Source organism: Amphritea sp., assembly GCF_050300915.1.
In the GTDB taxonomy this organism is placed as follows: Bacteria; Pseudomonadota; Gammaproteobacteria; order Pseudomonadales; family Balneatricaceae; genus Amphritea.
On record NZ_JBNKYN010000015.1, the window covers coordinates 35,612 to 49,574 of the forward strand.

General features: G+C 44.6%; 11 protein-coding genes and 3 tRNA genes. 12 read left to right on the top strand and 2 right to left on the bottom strand.

Annotated features, from left to right (window positions below; translation table 11 throughout):
* Positions 1-131 precede the first annotated feature (131 nt).
* A complete protein-coding gene (gene rep / locus ACQY8X_RS06060) occupies positions 132-2,147 on the top strand; it encodes a DNA helicase Rep (protein ID WP_428034253.1) in 2,016 nt (671 codons plus the stop codon).
* Positions 2,148-2,204: 57 nt separating this feature from the next.
* On the opposite strand, the gene ACQY8X_RS06065 is transcribed toward rep, so the two are convergent.
* Positions 2,205-2,627, bottom strand: a complete 423-nt coding sequence (locus tag ACQY8X_RS06065; RefSeq protein WP_428034254.1) for a c-type cytochrome — start codon at positions 2,625-2,627, stop codon at positions 2,205-2,207.
* Between the two features lie 407 nt (positions 2,628-3,034).
* Between ACQY8X_RS06065 and ACQY8X_RS06070 the strand changes: the two genes are divergently transcribed.
* The 11 genes from ACQY8X_RS06070 (at position 3,035) to ACQY8X_RS06120 (ending at position 12,392) form a co-directional block, all read left to right on the top strand.
* On the top strand, positions 3,035-5,152 hold the full coding sequence (locus ACQY8X_RS06070; RefSeq protein WP_428034255.1) for an EAL domain-containing protein: 2,118 nt from the start codon (positions 3,035-3,037) through the stop codon (positions 5,150-5,152).
* Positions 5,153-5,250: 98 nt separating this feature from the next.
* Positions 5,251-5,327: transfer RNA gene (locus ACQY8X_RS06075), tRNA-Arg, on the top strand.
* Positions 5,328-5,451: 124 nt separating this feature from the next.
* A tRNA-Thr gene (locus ACQY8X_RS06080) sits at positions 5,452-5,527 on the top strand.
* Positions 5,528-6,065: 538 nt separating this feature from the next.
* Complete coding sequence (locus ACQY8X_RS06085) at positions 6,066-6,452, top strand: topoisomerase DNA-binding C4 zinc finger domain-containing protein (protein WP_428034256.1); 387 nt, start codon at positions 6,066-6,068, stop codon at positions 6,450-6,452.
* Positions 6,453-6,647: 195 nt separating this feature from the next.
* Positions 6,648-7,679 (top strand): hypothetical protein, encoded by a 1,032-nt coding sequence (locus tag ACQY8X_RS06090; RefSeq protein WP_428034257.1) that lies wholly within the window; start codon positions 6,648-6,650, stop codon positions 7,677-7,679.
* A gap of 391 nt (positions 7,680-8,070) precedes the next feature.
* A complete protein-coding gene (locus ACQY8X_RS06095; protein ID WP_428034258.1) occupies positions 8,071-8,502 on the top strand; it encodes a hypothetical protein in 432 nt (143 codons plus the stop codon).
* Positions 8,503-8,745: 243 nt separating this feature from the next.
* Positions 8,746-8,821, top strand: a tRNA-Thr gene (locus ACQY8X_RS06100).
* 519 nt (positions 8,822-9,340) lie between these two features.
* Positions 9,341-10,132: a glycosyltransferase gene (locus tag ACQY8X_RS06105; protein WP_428034259.1), complete on the top strand. Its 792-nt coding sequence runs from the start codon at positions 9,341-9,343 to the stop codon at positions 10,130-10,132.
* Positions 10,101-10,829 (top strand): hypothetical protein, encoded by a 729-nt coding sequence (locus ACQY8X_RS06110; RefSeq protein WP_428034260.1) that lies wholly within the window; start codon positions 10,101-10,103, stop codon positions 10,827-10,829. The genes ACQY8X_RS06105 and ACQY8X_RS06110 overlap by 32 nt, the downstream gene beginning before the upstream one ends.
* Positions 10,822-11,631, top strand: a complete 810-nt coding sequence (locus ACQY8X_RS06115) for a sulfotransferase (protein WP_428034261.1) — start codon at positions 10,822-10,824, stop codon at positions 11,629-11,631. Before ACQY8X_RS06110 ends, ACQY8X_RS06115 begins: the two co-directional genes overlap by 8 nt.
* The gene (locus ACQY8X_RS06120) at positions 11,628-12,392 is read left to right on the top strand and encodes a sulfotransferase domain-containing protein (RefSeq protein WP_428034262.1); all 765 of its coding nucleotides are present in this window, start codon (positions 11,628-11,630) and stop codon (positions 12,390-12,392) included. The genes ACQY8X_RS06115 and ACQY8X_RS06120 overlap by 4 nt, the downstream gene beginning before the upstream one ends.
* Before the next feature lie 48 nt (positions 12,393-12,440).
* On the opposite strand, the gene ACQY8X_RS06125 is transcribed toward ACQY8X_RS06120, so the two are convergent.
* Positions 12,441-13,766: a hypothetical protein gene (locus tag ACQY8X_RS06125; RefSeq protein WP_428034263.1), complete on the bottom strand. Its 1,326-nt coding sequence runs from the start codon at positions 13,764-13,766 to the stop codon at positions 12,441-12,443.
* Positions 13,767-13,963: the final 197 nt, after the last annotated feature.

Below are 13,963 nucleotides of genomic sequence, written 5' to 3' on the forward strand. Positions count from 1 at the left end.
AACATATGTTTGATCATTTTTTATTCAAAAACAAGTAATTAGATCGTTTTTTTGTCTTTTTTGTGCGGCGCCAACCAAACGTTATCGGCCGGGTGCAAACAAAACTTTAGCAATCAGAGTCAGTATTTATAATGTCGAGACTTAACCCTAAACAGCGTGAAGCTGTTGACTACATCAGCGGGCCTCTGTTGGTTCTGGCCGGAGCCGGCTCGGGTAAAACCAGTGTGATCACCCGCAAGATTGCTTATCTGATTGAAACCTGCGGGATTAAAGCGCATAACATTGCAGCGGTGACATTTACCAATAAAGCGTCCCGTGAGATGAAGGAACGGGTTAATTCGTTAGTGAAAGGGAATGCTACCCGGGGCCTTACCGTTTCTACCTTTCATAACCTCGGCTTAAACATCATTCGTAAAGAGCATAAAACGCTGGGGTTTAAAGCGGGCTTTTCACTGTTTGATGATCAGGATAGCAAGGCGCTGCTGAAAAGTTTGTTGTTGCATCATAATGAGGAAACCGACCAGGTCGATTTTATTCAGAGTACGATCTCAAACTGGAAGAACGATATGCTCGGGCCTGATCAGGCTTTGGCGAAAGCGCAGGGCCCGGCTGAAGTGTTGGCGGCCAGAGCCTATGAGGCTTATCAGAAAAGTCTGAAGGCCTACAATGCTGTCGACTTTGACGACCTGATTTTGTTGCCGGTGCAGCTATTCATCAATTATGGGGATATTCTTGAGCGCTGGCAGCATAAGATTCGCTACCTGTTAGTGGATGAGTATCAGGATACCAATATCACCCAGTACCTGCTGGTTAAGATGCTGGTAGGTACCCGCGGAATGCTTACTGTGGTGGGCGATGATGATCAGTCTATCTACTCCTGGCGCGGTGCCCGACCGGAAAATCTGGTGCAGTTGCAGCATGATTTCCCTTCGCTGAAGGTGGTTAAGCTGGAGCAGAATTACCGTTCCACGGGGCGTATCCTCAAGGCGGCCAATACGGTGATCTCCAACAATCCCCATGTGTTCGACAAAACGCTCTGGAGTGATATGGGGTTTGGTGATCCGATCCGGGTTGTCTTTACCCGAAACGAAGATGCCGAGTGTGAGCGGATCGCCACCGAAATTCTCGATTTGCATCTGCGTAAGCGCTATCAGTTTAAAGATTTTGCCATTCTCTACCGGGGCAACCACCAGGCTCGCCTGCTGGAGCTCAAACTGCAAAGCTATCAGGTGCCCTACAAACTGAGCGGTGGCACCTCTTTTTTTGGTCGGGCAGAGATTAAAGACATCATGTCCTACATGAAAGTGCTGGTGAACCCGGATGACGATAACGCCTTCCTGAGAATCATCAATCTGCCCCGCCGGGAGATCGGCCATACCACTTTGCAGGGCTTAGGTGAATATGCCTCTGAGCGTCATACCAGCCTTTTTAATGCCTGCAGCGAGTTGGGTCTGGAGCAGGTATTAAAACCGGCTCAGGTTGAGCGCTTGCAGCGTTTTAAAAACTGGCTGGAAGGGATCTACCAGCAGTGTGAGCGGGGTGACCCTATCGATGCGATTCGCAAGATGATAGAGGATATCGATTTTGCCGGCTGGATTGCTCAGAACAGTTCCAGTGACACGATTGCTGAACGACGGATGCAAAACGTCTGGATACTGGTTGATTCACTGCGTAATACACTGGAGCGGCTGCAGGAGGACGATCCTGATGCGGGTATTCGGGAAGCGATCGCCCGGCTGGTACTGATGGATATTATGGAACGCCAGGAAGAGGAGGATGACTCTGACCGGGTGCAGCTGATGACTCTGCATGCGTCAAAAGGACTGGAGTTTAACCATGTCTACCTGATGGGGATGGAAGAGGAGATTCTGCCTCACCGCAACAGCATCGAAAACGGCGATATCGAAGAAGAGCGGCGGCTGGCCTATGTGGGCATTACCCGGGCAAAACAGACGCTGACGATGACTCTGGCGCGTAAGCGGAAACAGTTTGGTGAGCTGATCGATTGCCAGCCAAGCCGCTTTCTCGATGAGCTGCCTGAGGATGATTTGGTATTCGAAGGGCGGGGCGAAGTATGTGAAGCCACGAATAAAGCGCGGGGCAATGCGACACTGAGTGGTTTGCGCGGCTTACTGGATGATCTGTGAAAAGCGGGAGTTATAAAAAAGGCCGCTTATGCGGCCTTTTTTACAGGATCGGCAGGCTTACTTAGCGCTGTCTACCATGTACTCAACAGCCGCTTTGATCTCATCGTCAGAGCAGCTTGCACAAGTTCCGCGAGGCGGCATGGCGTTGAAACCGTTCAGCGCGCTGTGCAGCAGAGTTTCCATCCCTTTAGCGCTGCGGTCAGCCCAGTCGCTGGTTCCATACTTCGGTGCATTCAGAACCCCTGATGCGTGACATGCAGAGCAGCTTGCAGTGTAAACTTCAGAGCCGGAACGAGCTTGGGCAGCGGCAGCAGGGGCGGCAGCACCACCACAGTCATCACCTTCTACACAGACTGAACCTACTTTCTGGATACGTTCTACAATTGCATCGTTATCAGTGTTGGCCATAGTCGAAGTGGACAGAAAGCCCAGCGCTACAGCAAACAGGGCGGAAATAGCTTTGGCAGCAAATTTACTCACAGTCACGACCTCATCATCGCTAATTTTAAAAAAGGTAGCTGTCGGGTGCCCTCAATGGGCCGGTTACAGCATCAACAAAATTATTATCGGCCGGGATTATAGCGGTAAATAGGCACAACGAAAATGGTTGATGTCATTATCAGGACTAAATAATTAGTAACAAACCTTTGAAAAACCGTACTAAGGGTGTGTTTTATGTACCATATTGGGTAGTCTAAAAGCTATTATGGTTGCCACTTGTGGGTGATGGCGTTATTTTGATGCACTACCGCATTTCTTACACGACTTAATAACGGTCAGTTGTCGCGTGGCTTACATACCGTAAAAGGATTTATTATGGTAACGGGTAACTTTTTTTTAACTGCAGACCTTAGTCCTCACAGACGCGGACCGACAGGATTATTCTGATGAGTCAGCGACCGATTGTTTCTGTTACCCGCAGACTGCATCGTTTGTTTGTGACCTCCGTTGCTGTGGTGTTACTGATTACAGGTTTGGTGGTGCTCTGTTTCGAGTTTTATAATCACCGTAATCAACTGATTGACAGAGCCCATGTTTTCTCCAGTCTGACCTCCCCCCAACTTGCCCATGTGGTGATGACTGAGTCTCCAATGCTGGCGACCCTGTTATTGGAGAGTTATTTTTCCGAACCCAATCTGCTGGGTATCTATGTCTATCGGAATGATGGCTCGGAACTGGTCAGGCTGATGAAGCCTGGGCTGGACCAGTCATTACCGACCCCCTCACATAGACTCCGCGCTCAGTTAGAGGGCTCTTATGAATTTGGCTTTGAACTGCTTGAATACAGCGTGCCCCTGAGAGTTAAGGGGAAGCTGGTGGGGCAGCTCTATCTGCAGTATGGTCTTGACGGTATAAAAGAGAAGTTGTTGTTCTATCTGCTATTTGGCGCGGCGATCTACTGTCTGTCTCTGTTGGGCGTCCATCTGCTCTCCAAACGGATTCAGCGGGGTATTTCCGAGCCTGTGGATAAGATTATTGATGCCATGGAGCAGGTGACCGTACATCAGAATTTTGACCTTAAGATCCCGGAAGACGATAAGCCGGGAGAGTTGCATGCCCTGATTAGTGGTTTTAACCGGATGCTGGGGCAGATAAACCGTAATGCGCAGGAGTTAAAGTCGCATCAAGCTGCGATAGAGCAACATGTCTACTTTGATCCACTGACCGGGCTGGCAAATCGCCGACTGTTGATGCAGAGCATGGAAGTAGAAGTGATACGGGCAAAGCGGTCAGAACAGATTGGCGCGTTGCTATATATGGATCTGGACCATTTTAAAACCATCAATGATTCGCTTGGGCACAGTGTTGGTGATGCGGTACTGAACAGCGTGTCTGCGCGCATCCGCAAAGCCGTCAGAGAGGCGGATACACCCGCGCGGCTGGGGGGGGATGAGTTCGTAGTGTTGCTGCCTGAGCTTGGAACCAGTGAATCAACGGCAAGTCATAATGCTCTCAGTGTGGCTGAAAAAGTGCGGCAGGCGATCACCTCTGTTCATGAGATCGACGGGCGGCTGCTGCATGTGACACCCAGTATCGGAATCGCCCTGTTTGATGGCCAGAATAGTGAGTTTGAAAACCTTATCATGCAAGCCGACCTGGCGATGTACCGGGCTAAAGAGGAGGGGCGTAACCGGGTACAGTTCTTTCGTGAGCAGATGCAGGATAATGCTGATCATCGGCAACAGATTGAAGAAAGCCTTCGGGATGCAATCAATAAAGACCTGCTGTACATCTGTTATCAGCCCGTAGTTCGTGGTGATGGAAAAATTGTTGGTGCTGAAGCTTTAGTTCGCTGGGAGGATGGTGAGCAAGGGCTGGTGAACCCATCAGCATTTATTCCTATTGCCGAGATGACCGATCTGATCTGTTGTCTGGGGCAATGGGTACTGACAGAGGTCTGTAAACAGATGGCTGAGTGGGAGACTCAGGGAAAGAAGCTGGTGGTGTCAGTGAATATTAGCCCACGTGAGTTTCAGCAGAGCGATTTCGTTGAAAAAGTACAGGAGATCGTGATCAGTAGTGGAGTCAGAGCCGAATATCTGGTGTTTGAGCTGACCGAAGGGGTGCTGTTACATAATATTGAGTCGGTGCGGAGCAAGATGCAGCGGCTTTCGCAGCTGGGTATCCGCTTTGCGTTGGATGATTTTGGTACAGGATATTCCTCGCTGCAGTATCTGAAAGAGCTGCCGTTGGATACCCTGAAAATAGATCAGTCGTTTGTTCAGGATATAACCACGGACAGCAATGATGCCGCGATCGTTTCAACTATTATTGCGATGGCCAGGACATTGGGGATCGATGTTGTCGCTGAAGGGGTGGAAAAACAGGAAGAGCTGGAATATCTGAAGCAGTGGGGTTGCAGGCTGTTTCAGGGGTTTTATTTTAGCCGGGCGGTGAAAACTAAACGGATGGGCAGCCTGATACCCTCTGCAGGCAAAGAGCAGTTACGGGAGATACCAATAATGCCTCTGCAGAAACATCAGTTTGTGAAGAAAACGCAGTAGCAACAATGTTATTTTCGCGCTGAAAATTTTGCTATAACGATAGACAGCCATTCGTTAGATCGGTAATATACACGCCCTCATCAAACCTGATGAATTGCGCGTCTGTAGCTCAGCTGGATAGAGTAGCAGGTTCCGATCCTGTTGGTCGGGGGTTCGAATCCCTCCAGGCGCGCCACTTAAACGTTATTCATAACGTTCTGATTCCATACGGAGTTTGCTACTCCATCCATTTGAGCTAAAGGCGCGCAATCCGCTAGATGTTCATGAAAATGGTGTAGCGGTCACAGTATGGTCACAGTGCCGGTATAGCTCAGTTGGTAGAGCAACTGACTTGTAATCAGTAGGTCCCGAGTTCGACTCTTGGTGCCGGCACCATTTCTTCCCTTCTTACAACTTCCGAAATAGCTTTTTACCATCACCGGAGGAATATTGTTCTCAGTTCATCTGTGCGTTCACCACTTAGCTTTTGCTGCTAGTTATCCAGAATAGGTTTCTTTGAATGGTGTATCTCTCTGTTGAAATATTTAAGGCCTTCCAAACGGTATATTTCATCAATAGCAGCTTTTTCTGCTTAAGGTAGTCAGATATCAACTTTTCGAAGACTTCGTTTCTTTTCGTGTCTGGGTGATTGTGATCAAACGAGAGGAAAGCATTCCATATCTGTGGTTGTACGTTTATCGGAAGTCTTTCTCGCTTTCTAGTTTTCGAGTACTTAGTCATTTTTGGTCTCCTTTTTGTATTGAAGGCGCTGATGCTGTTTACTTTGATGTGCGTATAAATCATTAATTTTTTTAGTTTTTATTAAAAAGTACCAAGTATTTTTATTTTTAAGTATCGGTTCTTTTAAGTTATTTTTTCACTTGTAGGGGTGAGCTTAATAGCCCTTCGGAGGCGTTATGCTAATCTAACCAGTATGTGCGGCTTCTTTGAGTTCAATAATCACTCTCCTCAGGGAGAGAGTCTTATTCGATCCCTTGATATTGAGGAACAGTCAGACCTGTTTCGAACTAACAGCGGCTCAGGGGCTGCCTCAGTTGTCGATATAGTCCTTTCTGACGGAGACAGTAGATCAGTTGTTCCGGCAGTGTGGTGGCTGTTGTTGGACAGTCAGTGTCCTGAATGTGGTTCGGGTCGGTTAATCATACGGATAGGTGAATTAGGCCCCTTCTTAGGCTGCACAAATTATTCGGAGTGTAACTATATGCCTGATATTCACTGCCCTGAATGTAAGATGGGCCTCATAGTTCGGAGAAAAAACCATAAAACAGGCGAACCTTTGCGGGTGTTACCGCTACCCTAAGCGATCATATTTACAGGATACGCTAGGCGTAAGTCTCCTGCTTGCTGATACAGTATCAATATCCATTATGACAGTGAATTACTGTTCCATTCGTCAATAGTGATGATAAAAGCAAGACGAGAAACTCGTGCCGGTCTGAAGGTGTTCACGGACCTTAGAATATAAAGAGATAATCAAAATACAGTAGGAATCAGAATGCACATTTTGATCGGTATCTTTTTAGTCTTGTTTCTACTAGCGGTCAGCAAAACCCTTCGAACATGGGCCCTTATTGGACTCGTTGTCATTACTGGAGTTGTTGTAATAGGCTTGGTATTTGTTGCTCTCGTAGATGTAAATGATGCATTGCCAGTTATTGCTGTACTTTTCTTGGTAGGTATTGCTCTTCTTGTCTGGGCTTTAATTCAAATGGGTATCCATCTAGGTAAAGCGGCAGGAGGCTCAGTAGATGAATATCTAGATCTAGAAAACCGAATAAAGGGAAAGAAGCATGATGAATCATTAAAATCTGCTGCCGGAAAGGCCGTAGAGCTGCTAGTTGAAGACGCTATTCGTGCTGATGCATCGGTTTGGGAACCAAGTAAACAGCCCAAAAGAGATCAAACAGGAAGCCTTCAATGCCTCCCCCAAAAAATAATTCCAATCACTGAAAATCCAAGAAACGATGACGAAAACCAGCTATGTAATTTTCAAAGCGTCCATCAATCAAACAAAAGAACCAAGAGACTGATTTGGAGCGCCCCAGGTCGAAAAAATGCCGCACCACTGAGCCACACCTCCAAAAATTCTGATCTTAAATCGTTCTACCTTCAGCACTTATCATTCTCAGAAAAAAATGGATGCTGCATTAAATGCCAGCGACCCCTATATATATTCCAGTCTCAGAATTTATGCGCTTCGTTTGATGAATTAACAACGGATTGGAACACTCATACTTGTGAATCAAGCCCTTCTATAGCTATGGGTGAATTGCAGTTATTCCTTCCTCTAGCATACCCAACCGGAGTCATTCATGGTCGTCTCCAAACAAGAAGCCACCATGAAGAACTTACAATTAACTACGAAACTGCTACTCCTCGCTTTTGGCCAAGCCATTGGAGTGGTCAGCCAATTCTTGCAAGTAACATAGGCAATCATTATCAGCTTTCTACTTTTGTAATCATCGATGATGAAATTGTTCCAATGCTGATTCGTGGCAGGCTGTTAGCTCCAAACGCACTTAATTGACAGACCGTGGAAGCAGGGTAAAACCACACTACAACCTTGCGGAAGGCCTTCGCGCTGACGATTTATTGTTATCTAGGTGGGGTAGGGATGGTTGTGATGACTTGGCCCAGAGTTTTTTAGACCGTGAAATGGCTAGGGTAATACGCAAGGAAATACATGCAGCATTGAGAAAAAAGGCTGAAGATTATTTGGAAGCCCAAAGATCTTCAGGAACTGAGTGATCTTTCAGTAAGCCGTCTCAATTTGGTCGCAGTGCCCACATAAATCACTGTGGACGCTTATCCTTTGGATCTTGGTGTAAACGACAAAGTATGATGACTCGCTCATAAATGCTTTAACCGTTGTCTGCAAAAAGGTAGGATGATTTCCTTTTTAAATTCAAGGAGTTGAAATGAGTTTTGATGTAGTGATGGTGATTGCTGTATTGTTTGGGTGTATGGCACAGGCTTTAGTTATCTGGTGGGATTATAAATTAGAAAGTGGGTTTAATTGGCTATCTTGCTTTGCTGGCTTAATCTTATTGAGCACGATAATCATCGGGCTTTATGCCTTGACAGATGATACAAGGCTCGCTGGTACCGATTATTACTCAATTCAAGCCGCCTTGCTCTCGTTATTAGGTTCCGTATGGGCCGCAGTTGTTGCGGTCGGTTTACACAAAGGGGCAGATCAGGATCAGCCTGGGCCAGAAGGGTTAGAGGCACGGATAGAGGCTTTGGAACAAGCTAATGTGCAATCCAAAAAAACTGCATCGAAATTTTATCAAGTAGCTGTCATTTTGTTGTTAAGCGTTATTTCGACAATTTTAAGTGTCGTAGTCTAGCTCAATGAGCATTGATATAAAAAGTGATCATTAACGGCCACACTCTGGTCACAGTGCGGCATAAAAATGCGCTGTGACGGGAATGCGGCGTTAAACCTACCAATATGAGGTCTGGAGGTCGTCTCTCAGAGGGCTTCTGAGAGCCTTCTGTTACCGGTTTCAGATCCTGTTGGTCGGGAGTGAGTGGAACGAAGCGACAGCCCGAAGGGCGAGGCGAAGCCGAGTAATCCCGCTTACCACCGTGCCGGTATAGCTCAGTTGGTAGAGCAACTGACTTGTAATCAGTAGGTCCCGAGTTCGACTCTTGGTGCCGGCACCATTTTTCTCCTTTCTCCTGTAGCATCCGCATGTTTTTACGCCTCTGACTATCCTTCTGAATACTAATATCTCTGATTATTACTTGCTGACTTTAAATCTGATCGGGTGCTTTTTGGCAAAGGTGGTGATGGTGCAGACATGGAGCGATGCTGTAACCTCAGTTATATCAGCGTTAGATAATATAGTGACAGTAGTCGCAATCTACTTGATCCCCCTTTGAAACGTTTTGCTCAGCTTTGGGTAAGGTGGATACATTGATGTTCGACTTCTGGTGCTGATAGATATTATATTTGATGTGGCAGATTGCACTTTTGAGTGCTTGTTTAACAGTATGTATAATCTGGGTTGCAACAGTGAAGAAATTTCTGTCTATCTGCTCGTTTGATGTCTTTAGGTTAGTTTTAATGCTGATGGTTTAGTCTTTGGTCAAGATTTTTATGCTATATATTTGTCAGGAATAGAATGATTTGTAGATTAATGTTAGGCTTTTAATGTAATTATCAGATGAATGGTTTTTATTATGTTGGATGATTGTAGAGAGAATTTTATTAGAAGTGATTCTGCTGGGAAAGATTCTTTAGTGCCAATAATCTTTATCCTTTCCTGGAATAGGCCCATTTATTTATGGGTTTGCTTGGATAGTATTTTTCGAAATACTAAAGCTAAGTGTAAGGTTGTTATTGCTGATAATAACTCGAATGATCCTATGGTAAGAAGTGTTATATCCTCCTTTGAGGAGAGAGGTCTTTTCTATAAAGTATATAGTTGCCTGGAAAATGATCCGTTTAGGTTAAAACAGTTAGTTGATTTATATTGGGATGAGATAGGCGATTATTTTGTTTTTATAGAGTCAGATATCGAAATTATGCCTATCAAAGAGAGTTGCTGGCTTTCCAAGTTTACTGAATATATGGATTTAGATGAAAAGCTTGGAATTGTAGGGTCTCGAGTTTATCAGGATGACTTTGTTTCTAAAGGGTTTGCAAAAGAAATAAGGCCAGGTATTGATGAAAGTGATCTAGACTTCTTGATAAAGTCCAAAGCGCCTATGAGAGACTGTTATGATACAAGTGAGTCTCTTATTTCTCCTCATAACCCTCCATTGCGCTTGTTAATGTTGAGGAAAAAAGTCTATGAGAAAATTGGATTTGGGAGAGATACGCAGATTCATTTTCGAACAATAAAAGAAGGTTATAAATCCGCTATTTCTACCGAGGTTGTGCATAGGCATTTGTCTCTTTTAAATATATTTGACTATTATTCGTATTCTGGAAATCATCGTGATGCATTCTTCGATAAACAAAGAAAATAAACCAGTGGTTGTTATTGTGCTTGGTATGCATCGTAGTGGTACCAGTTGTTTGGTTGGAAGTTTGGAACAGTTTGGTGTTTTTTTAGGAGAGGTTAAAACTTATTCTCCTTTTAATAAAAAAGGAAATAGAGAAAGTCCTTTAATATTTAGATTTCATGAATCTATTTTTATAGAAAATGGTGGTAAATGGTCTGATCCTCCTGAGGAGATAGTATGGAAGCCTGAGTATGATAAAAAGATTTTTAATATTTTAGAGCTTTTTAAAGGAGAGCCTGTCTGGGGGTTTAAAGATCCCAGAACTTTATTTTTTATAGAAGAATGGTTAAAAATTCTTGGGGATGATTTCGAAGTTAAGCTAGTGGGCTCCTATCGTCATCCTGTGAAAGTAGCGGAGTCATTATTTAAACGAAATGGATTGTCTTTAGAGAATGGTTTGAAGGTTTGGGTCGCTTATAATAAGCGTTTGTTGCAGGTTTGCACTTCTAATGATATAAAGCTTATTAATTTTGATTTACCTCGCGATGAGTATATAGAAAAACTTGAAGGTATCGCAGAATATTTATCATTACCTGCTAATGACTTTAGTAGCTTTTATGAGGAAGGGTTAGTGACTGTCTCTGATGAGAGTGTGACTCGTCGACTTTCTTTACCATCAGATGTTTCACAAGTTTATCAAAAGCTTTTGTCGTATGAATAATCCTAGCCCTATAGTTGTTTGTGGAATTGGCGGTAGTGGAACGCGCTTGGTGGCTAATATTTTAGAGCGACATAATGTGTATATGGGGGATTTGCATAACCCGGCGAGAGACTGTTTGCTTTTTAATTTCTGGATGTACTGTCAACGTCCAGGAAATAGGAGTCGCAATTTATATTATTTAAAGTTGTTTTCAAAAAGTTATTTTTACCATTGGACAGAGGAAGATGTTCGTGAAGCAAAAAGAAAATGGGTTGATATAAAAGAGAATAATTCTAGTCATTCAAAAAACCTTCGGCGAGCTTTTGAAAAACTCAGTAAAATATTTGATGTTCAGTTAAATTCGACGGTATTTGGGTGGAAAGCACCTAGGTCTTTGCTTTTTTTGCCCGAAATATTTGAGCTTTATCCTTTAGCTAAAGTTATATATGTTTATAGGCATCCTTTGGATATGGCTTTTTCAAAAAATCAAAGACAGTTGGGGCTTTATGCTGATTTCTTCAACATAAATAATAATAGATCTCCTGCTAATTCCTTAAAGTATTGGCTGGCTATTGATCAATATTTAGACGGACTGTCTGAAAGGTATAAGATTCATAGAATTAGTTTTGAAAAGCTTTGTTGTCGAGATTATAGTGAGCTGTTTTCTCTTGAAAATTTTGTTGATTTCAAGCTAAAAGATCACATCGTTAATGATTTGGTCGAGACTCCGGAGTCCATAGGCCGTTGGATGGAGCATGGAAAAGACTGCTTTGATGTGAGTGACATTGAAAAGGTTTATAGGCTAGGGTTTGATATAGGATGAGTGAAAGTAGTAAGGTCGACTTTATAATTTGTGGTGCTCAAAAAGGGGGGACTACAGCTTTATTCAGATATCTTCGAAGTCATCCAGAAATAAAATTATCTTTTCGTAAAGAAGTTCACTTTTTCGATAATGAATTGTTTTTTAAAGATGATTTGGTTGATTATCAGTTATATCACGACCATTTTGAGTCATTTCATGAAGATAAAGTAAGAGGAGAGGCTACTCCTATATATATGTATTGGGAGCCTTCGGCAAGAAGAATTTGGGAGTATAATTCTCAAGCTAAGCTAATTTTTTTGTTAAGGAATCCTATCGATAGAGCTTATTCTCATTGGAATATGGAGAGAAGTAAAAACAAAGAATCTCTTAGCTTTAGTGATGCAATAAGATGTGAAAAAGATAGGTGTAAATCAAAATTGCCTCTGCAGCATAGAGTTTTTTCTTATATTGATCGAGGCTTTTATTCTGAGCAGATTCGGCGTTTTTGTAGATTTTTCCCAATGGAGAATCTGTTGTTTGTTTTGAGTGAGGACTTAAAGTCTGATCCATCCTCTGTTTTGTCTGAAATTTGTGATTTCATTGGCGTGAGTAGTGGATTTTATTCGCAAGTTGAACCAAGGCTGGAACATTCAATTCAATACCTGCAGCCGATGAGTGAGGGTGATCGATTGTTTTTAGAAAATATATTTTTGAGTGAAGTAGTGTTTCTTGAGAGCTTCTTAGGGAGAAAGTTGTCACACTGGCTTACACAAAAAAGCTAAATGCGAAGTGGTCGGTCGTGTTGCGTTATCAGTCATAAGTTCTTCATATTAATCCAAATGGGTTAATATGACATACCCCCAAATCACTCCAAACCCTGTTGCGATCATTACTGGGCCGTAGATTCTATTGAGTTTCATCAATGCTATCGCAGAGATGCCGTAGCGTGATTGCAGGTTTAGTTGTACGCCTGAAAATGGTGAGAGCCCAACGCCGATCGACCAGCTTAGCAGCAGGGTGATGCCTAATAGGTTGGGATCGCCGACGCTGGGCATCAGGATGCTGCCAGCTAAAATTGCGGAAGTGACCGGATGCATACCGATCAGGGCTAGTCCAACCAGTGCCAGCAGGGTGAGGCAGGCTTCTGGCGCGGTGAAGTGATCCGGTGCCAGGCGTATCTGCATCGATTCCAGCAGTGCTGCGACTCCAGAGGCAAGCACTGCTGCTGCGAGGAAGAGGGTGATTTCACTGCCGAGCTTGGCGAGCCCTTCGTGGATATGGTTTTTCAGCAGCCTGAAACAGTTGCGCGGCTGCAGTAGTAGCAGGTAGGTCAGCGTAAAGAGTATTGCAATCAGGGTGACCAGAGTTATTACTGACTGCTGTGGCAGGTAATGGTGAGCAATGATGACCAGTATAGCGAGCAGCAGAGGCATCCAGAGTGCCCCAAAATGCATCGGATACCCCCGGGCTTGCGCTGCATCAGGGTGGCGGCCTATCTGCCAGGCGCTTAACAGCAGGGCGATCAGTGCGGTGGGTAAACCATAGAGCATCAGGGTGCTGAGTTGAGCGCCGGGAGCGCTGATCAGAACGACGCCCATGGCAGCAAAAAAAGGGGACCAGCAGGCGCAGATACTGAATGCCCGTAACAGCGTTAACCCCTGCAGCGACGTCAGTGGGCGTTGAGCGCTCAGGCGGTCGCCAACGATCATGATCGATGAAATATTAATGACGGCACCGATCAGGTGAGTACCCAACAGAGTTCTCAGCATCGCTTTACGACCGGAGGGTAGCTGTTCGTCAGTTTGAATGCTGCGTGTCGCCACGATACGCAAAAAGCTAACGCTGATCAGCATAGCGATGATGAGTTGGTTAGCCTCCAGCGCTTTTATCAGGTAACGGTTATCCACCCCATTGTAAACCCCAATCGCCAGACCGCTGGCACCGAGGATAAACAGAATAGCGCTTTGAATCAGTTGGTTGCGTTTCTGTCTGCGAATAAGCAGGATGACTGCAAACCATACCGGGATGCCAGCAATATAGCCTGGTAGCTCATGGGTCAGGGCTACAATCAGTGATATAAGCAACATCGATAGCAGAGTCCAGCCGATGACAACGGTTATTAATGGCGTGGCTGTCAGGGTGACTTTCTGGTCCATGCTGAATCCGTTCGGGAGGTGAAAAGGCTGAATGGAGGTAAGAGGTGATAATACAGTGAACGTTTCGGTCTGTCCGCACCCCGGCGATATTATTCTCTGCGCTTAAAACGGTTTAAGTGGCACTTTGGTGTTGTTGCGCTTTGGCGCGGTGATTCGAATAAACCGTTATCTCTGGCCTGTTTATTGCTCTAGTCTGC

Excerpts from the sequence above, each read along its gene's own strand:
- rep (WP_428034253.1), top strand. The coding sequence starts at position 132 with ATGTCGAGACTTAACCCTAAACAGCGTGAAGCTGTTGACTACATCAGC.
- ACQY8X_RS06070 (WP_428034255.1), top strand. The coding sequence starts at position 3,035 with ATGAGTCAGCGACCGATTGTTTCTGTTACCCGCAGACTGCATCGTTTG.
- ACQY8X_RS06085 (WP_428034256.1), top strand. The coding sequence starts at position 6,066 with ATGTGCGGCTTCTTTGAGTTCAATAATCACTCTCCTCAGGGAGAGAGT.
- ACQY8X_RS06090 (WP_428034257.1), top strand. The coding sequence starts at position 6,648 with ATGCACATTTTGATCGGTATCTTTTTAGTCTTGTTTCTACTAGCGGTC.
- ACQY8X_RS06095 (WP_428034258.1), top strand. The coding sequence starts at position 8,071 with ATGAGTTTTGATGTAGTGATGGTGATTGCTGTATTGTTTGGGTGTATG.
- ACQY8X_RS06105 (WP_428034259.1), top strand. The coding sequence starts at position 9,341 with ATGTTGGATGATTGTAGAGAGAATTTTATTAGAAGTGATTCTGCTGGG.
- ACQY8X_RS06115 (WP_428034261.1), top strand. The coding sequence starts at position 10,822 with ATGAATAATCCTAGCCCTATAGTTGTTTGTGGAATTGGCGGTAGTGGA.
- ACQY8X_RS06120 (WP_428034262.1), top strand. The coding sequence starts at position 11,628 with ATGAGTGAAAGTAGTAAGGTCGACTTTATAATTTGTGGTGCTCAAAAA.
- ACQY8X_RS06125 (WP_428034263.1), bottom strand. The coding sequence starts at position 13,766 with ATGGACCAGAAAGTCACCCTGACAGCCACGCCATTAATAACCGTTGTC.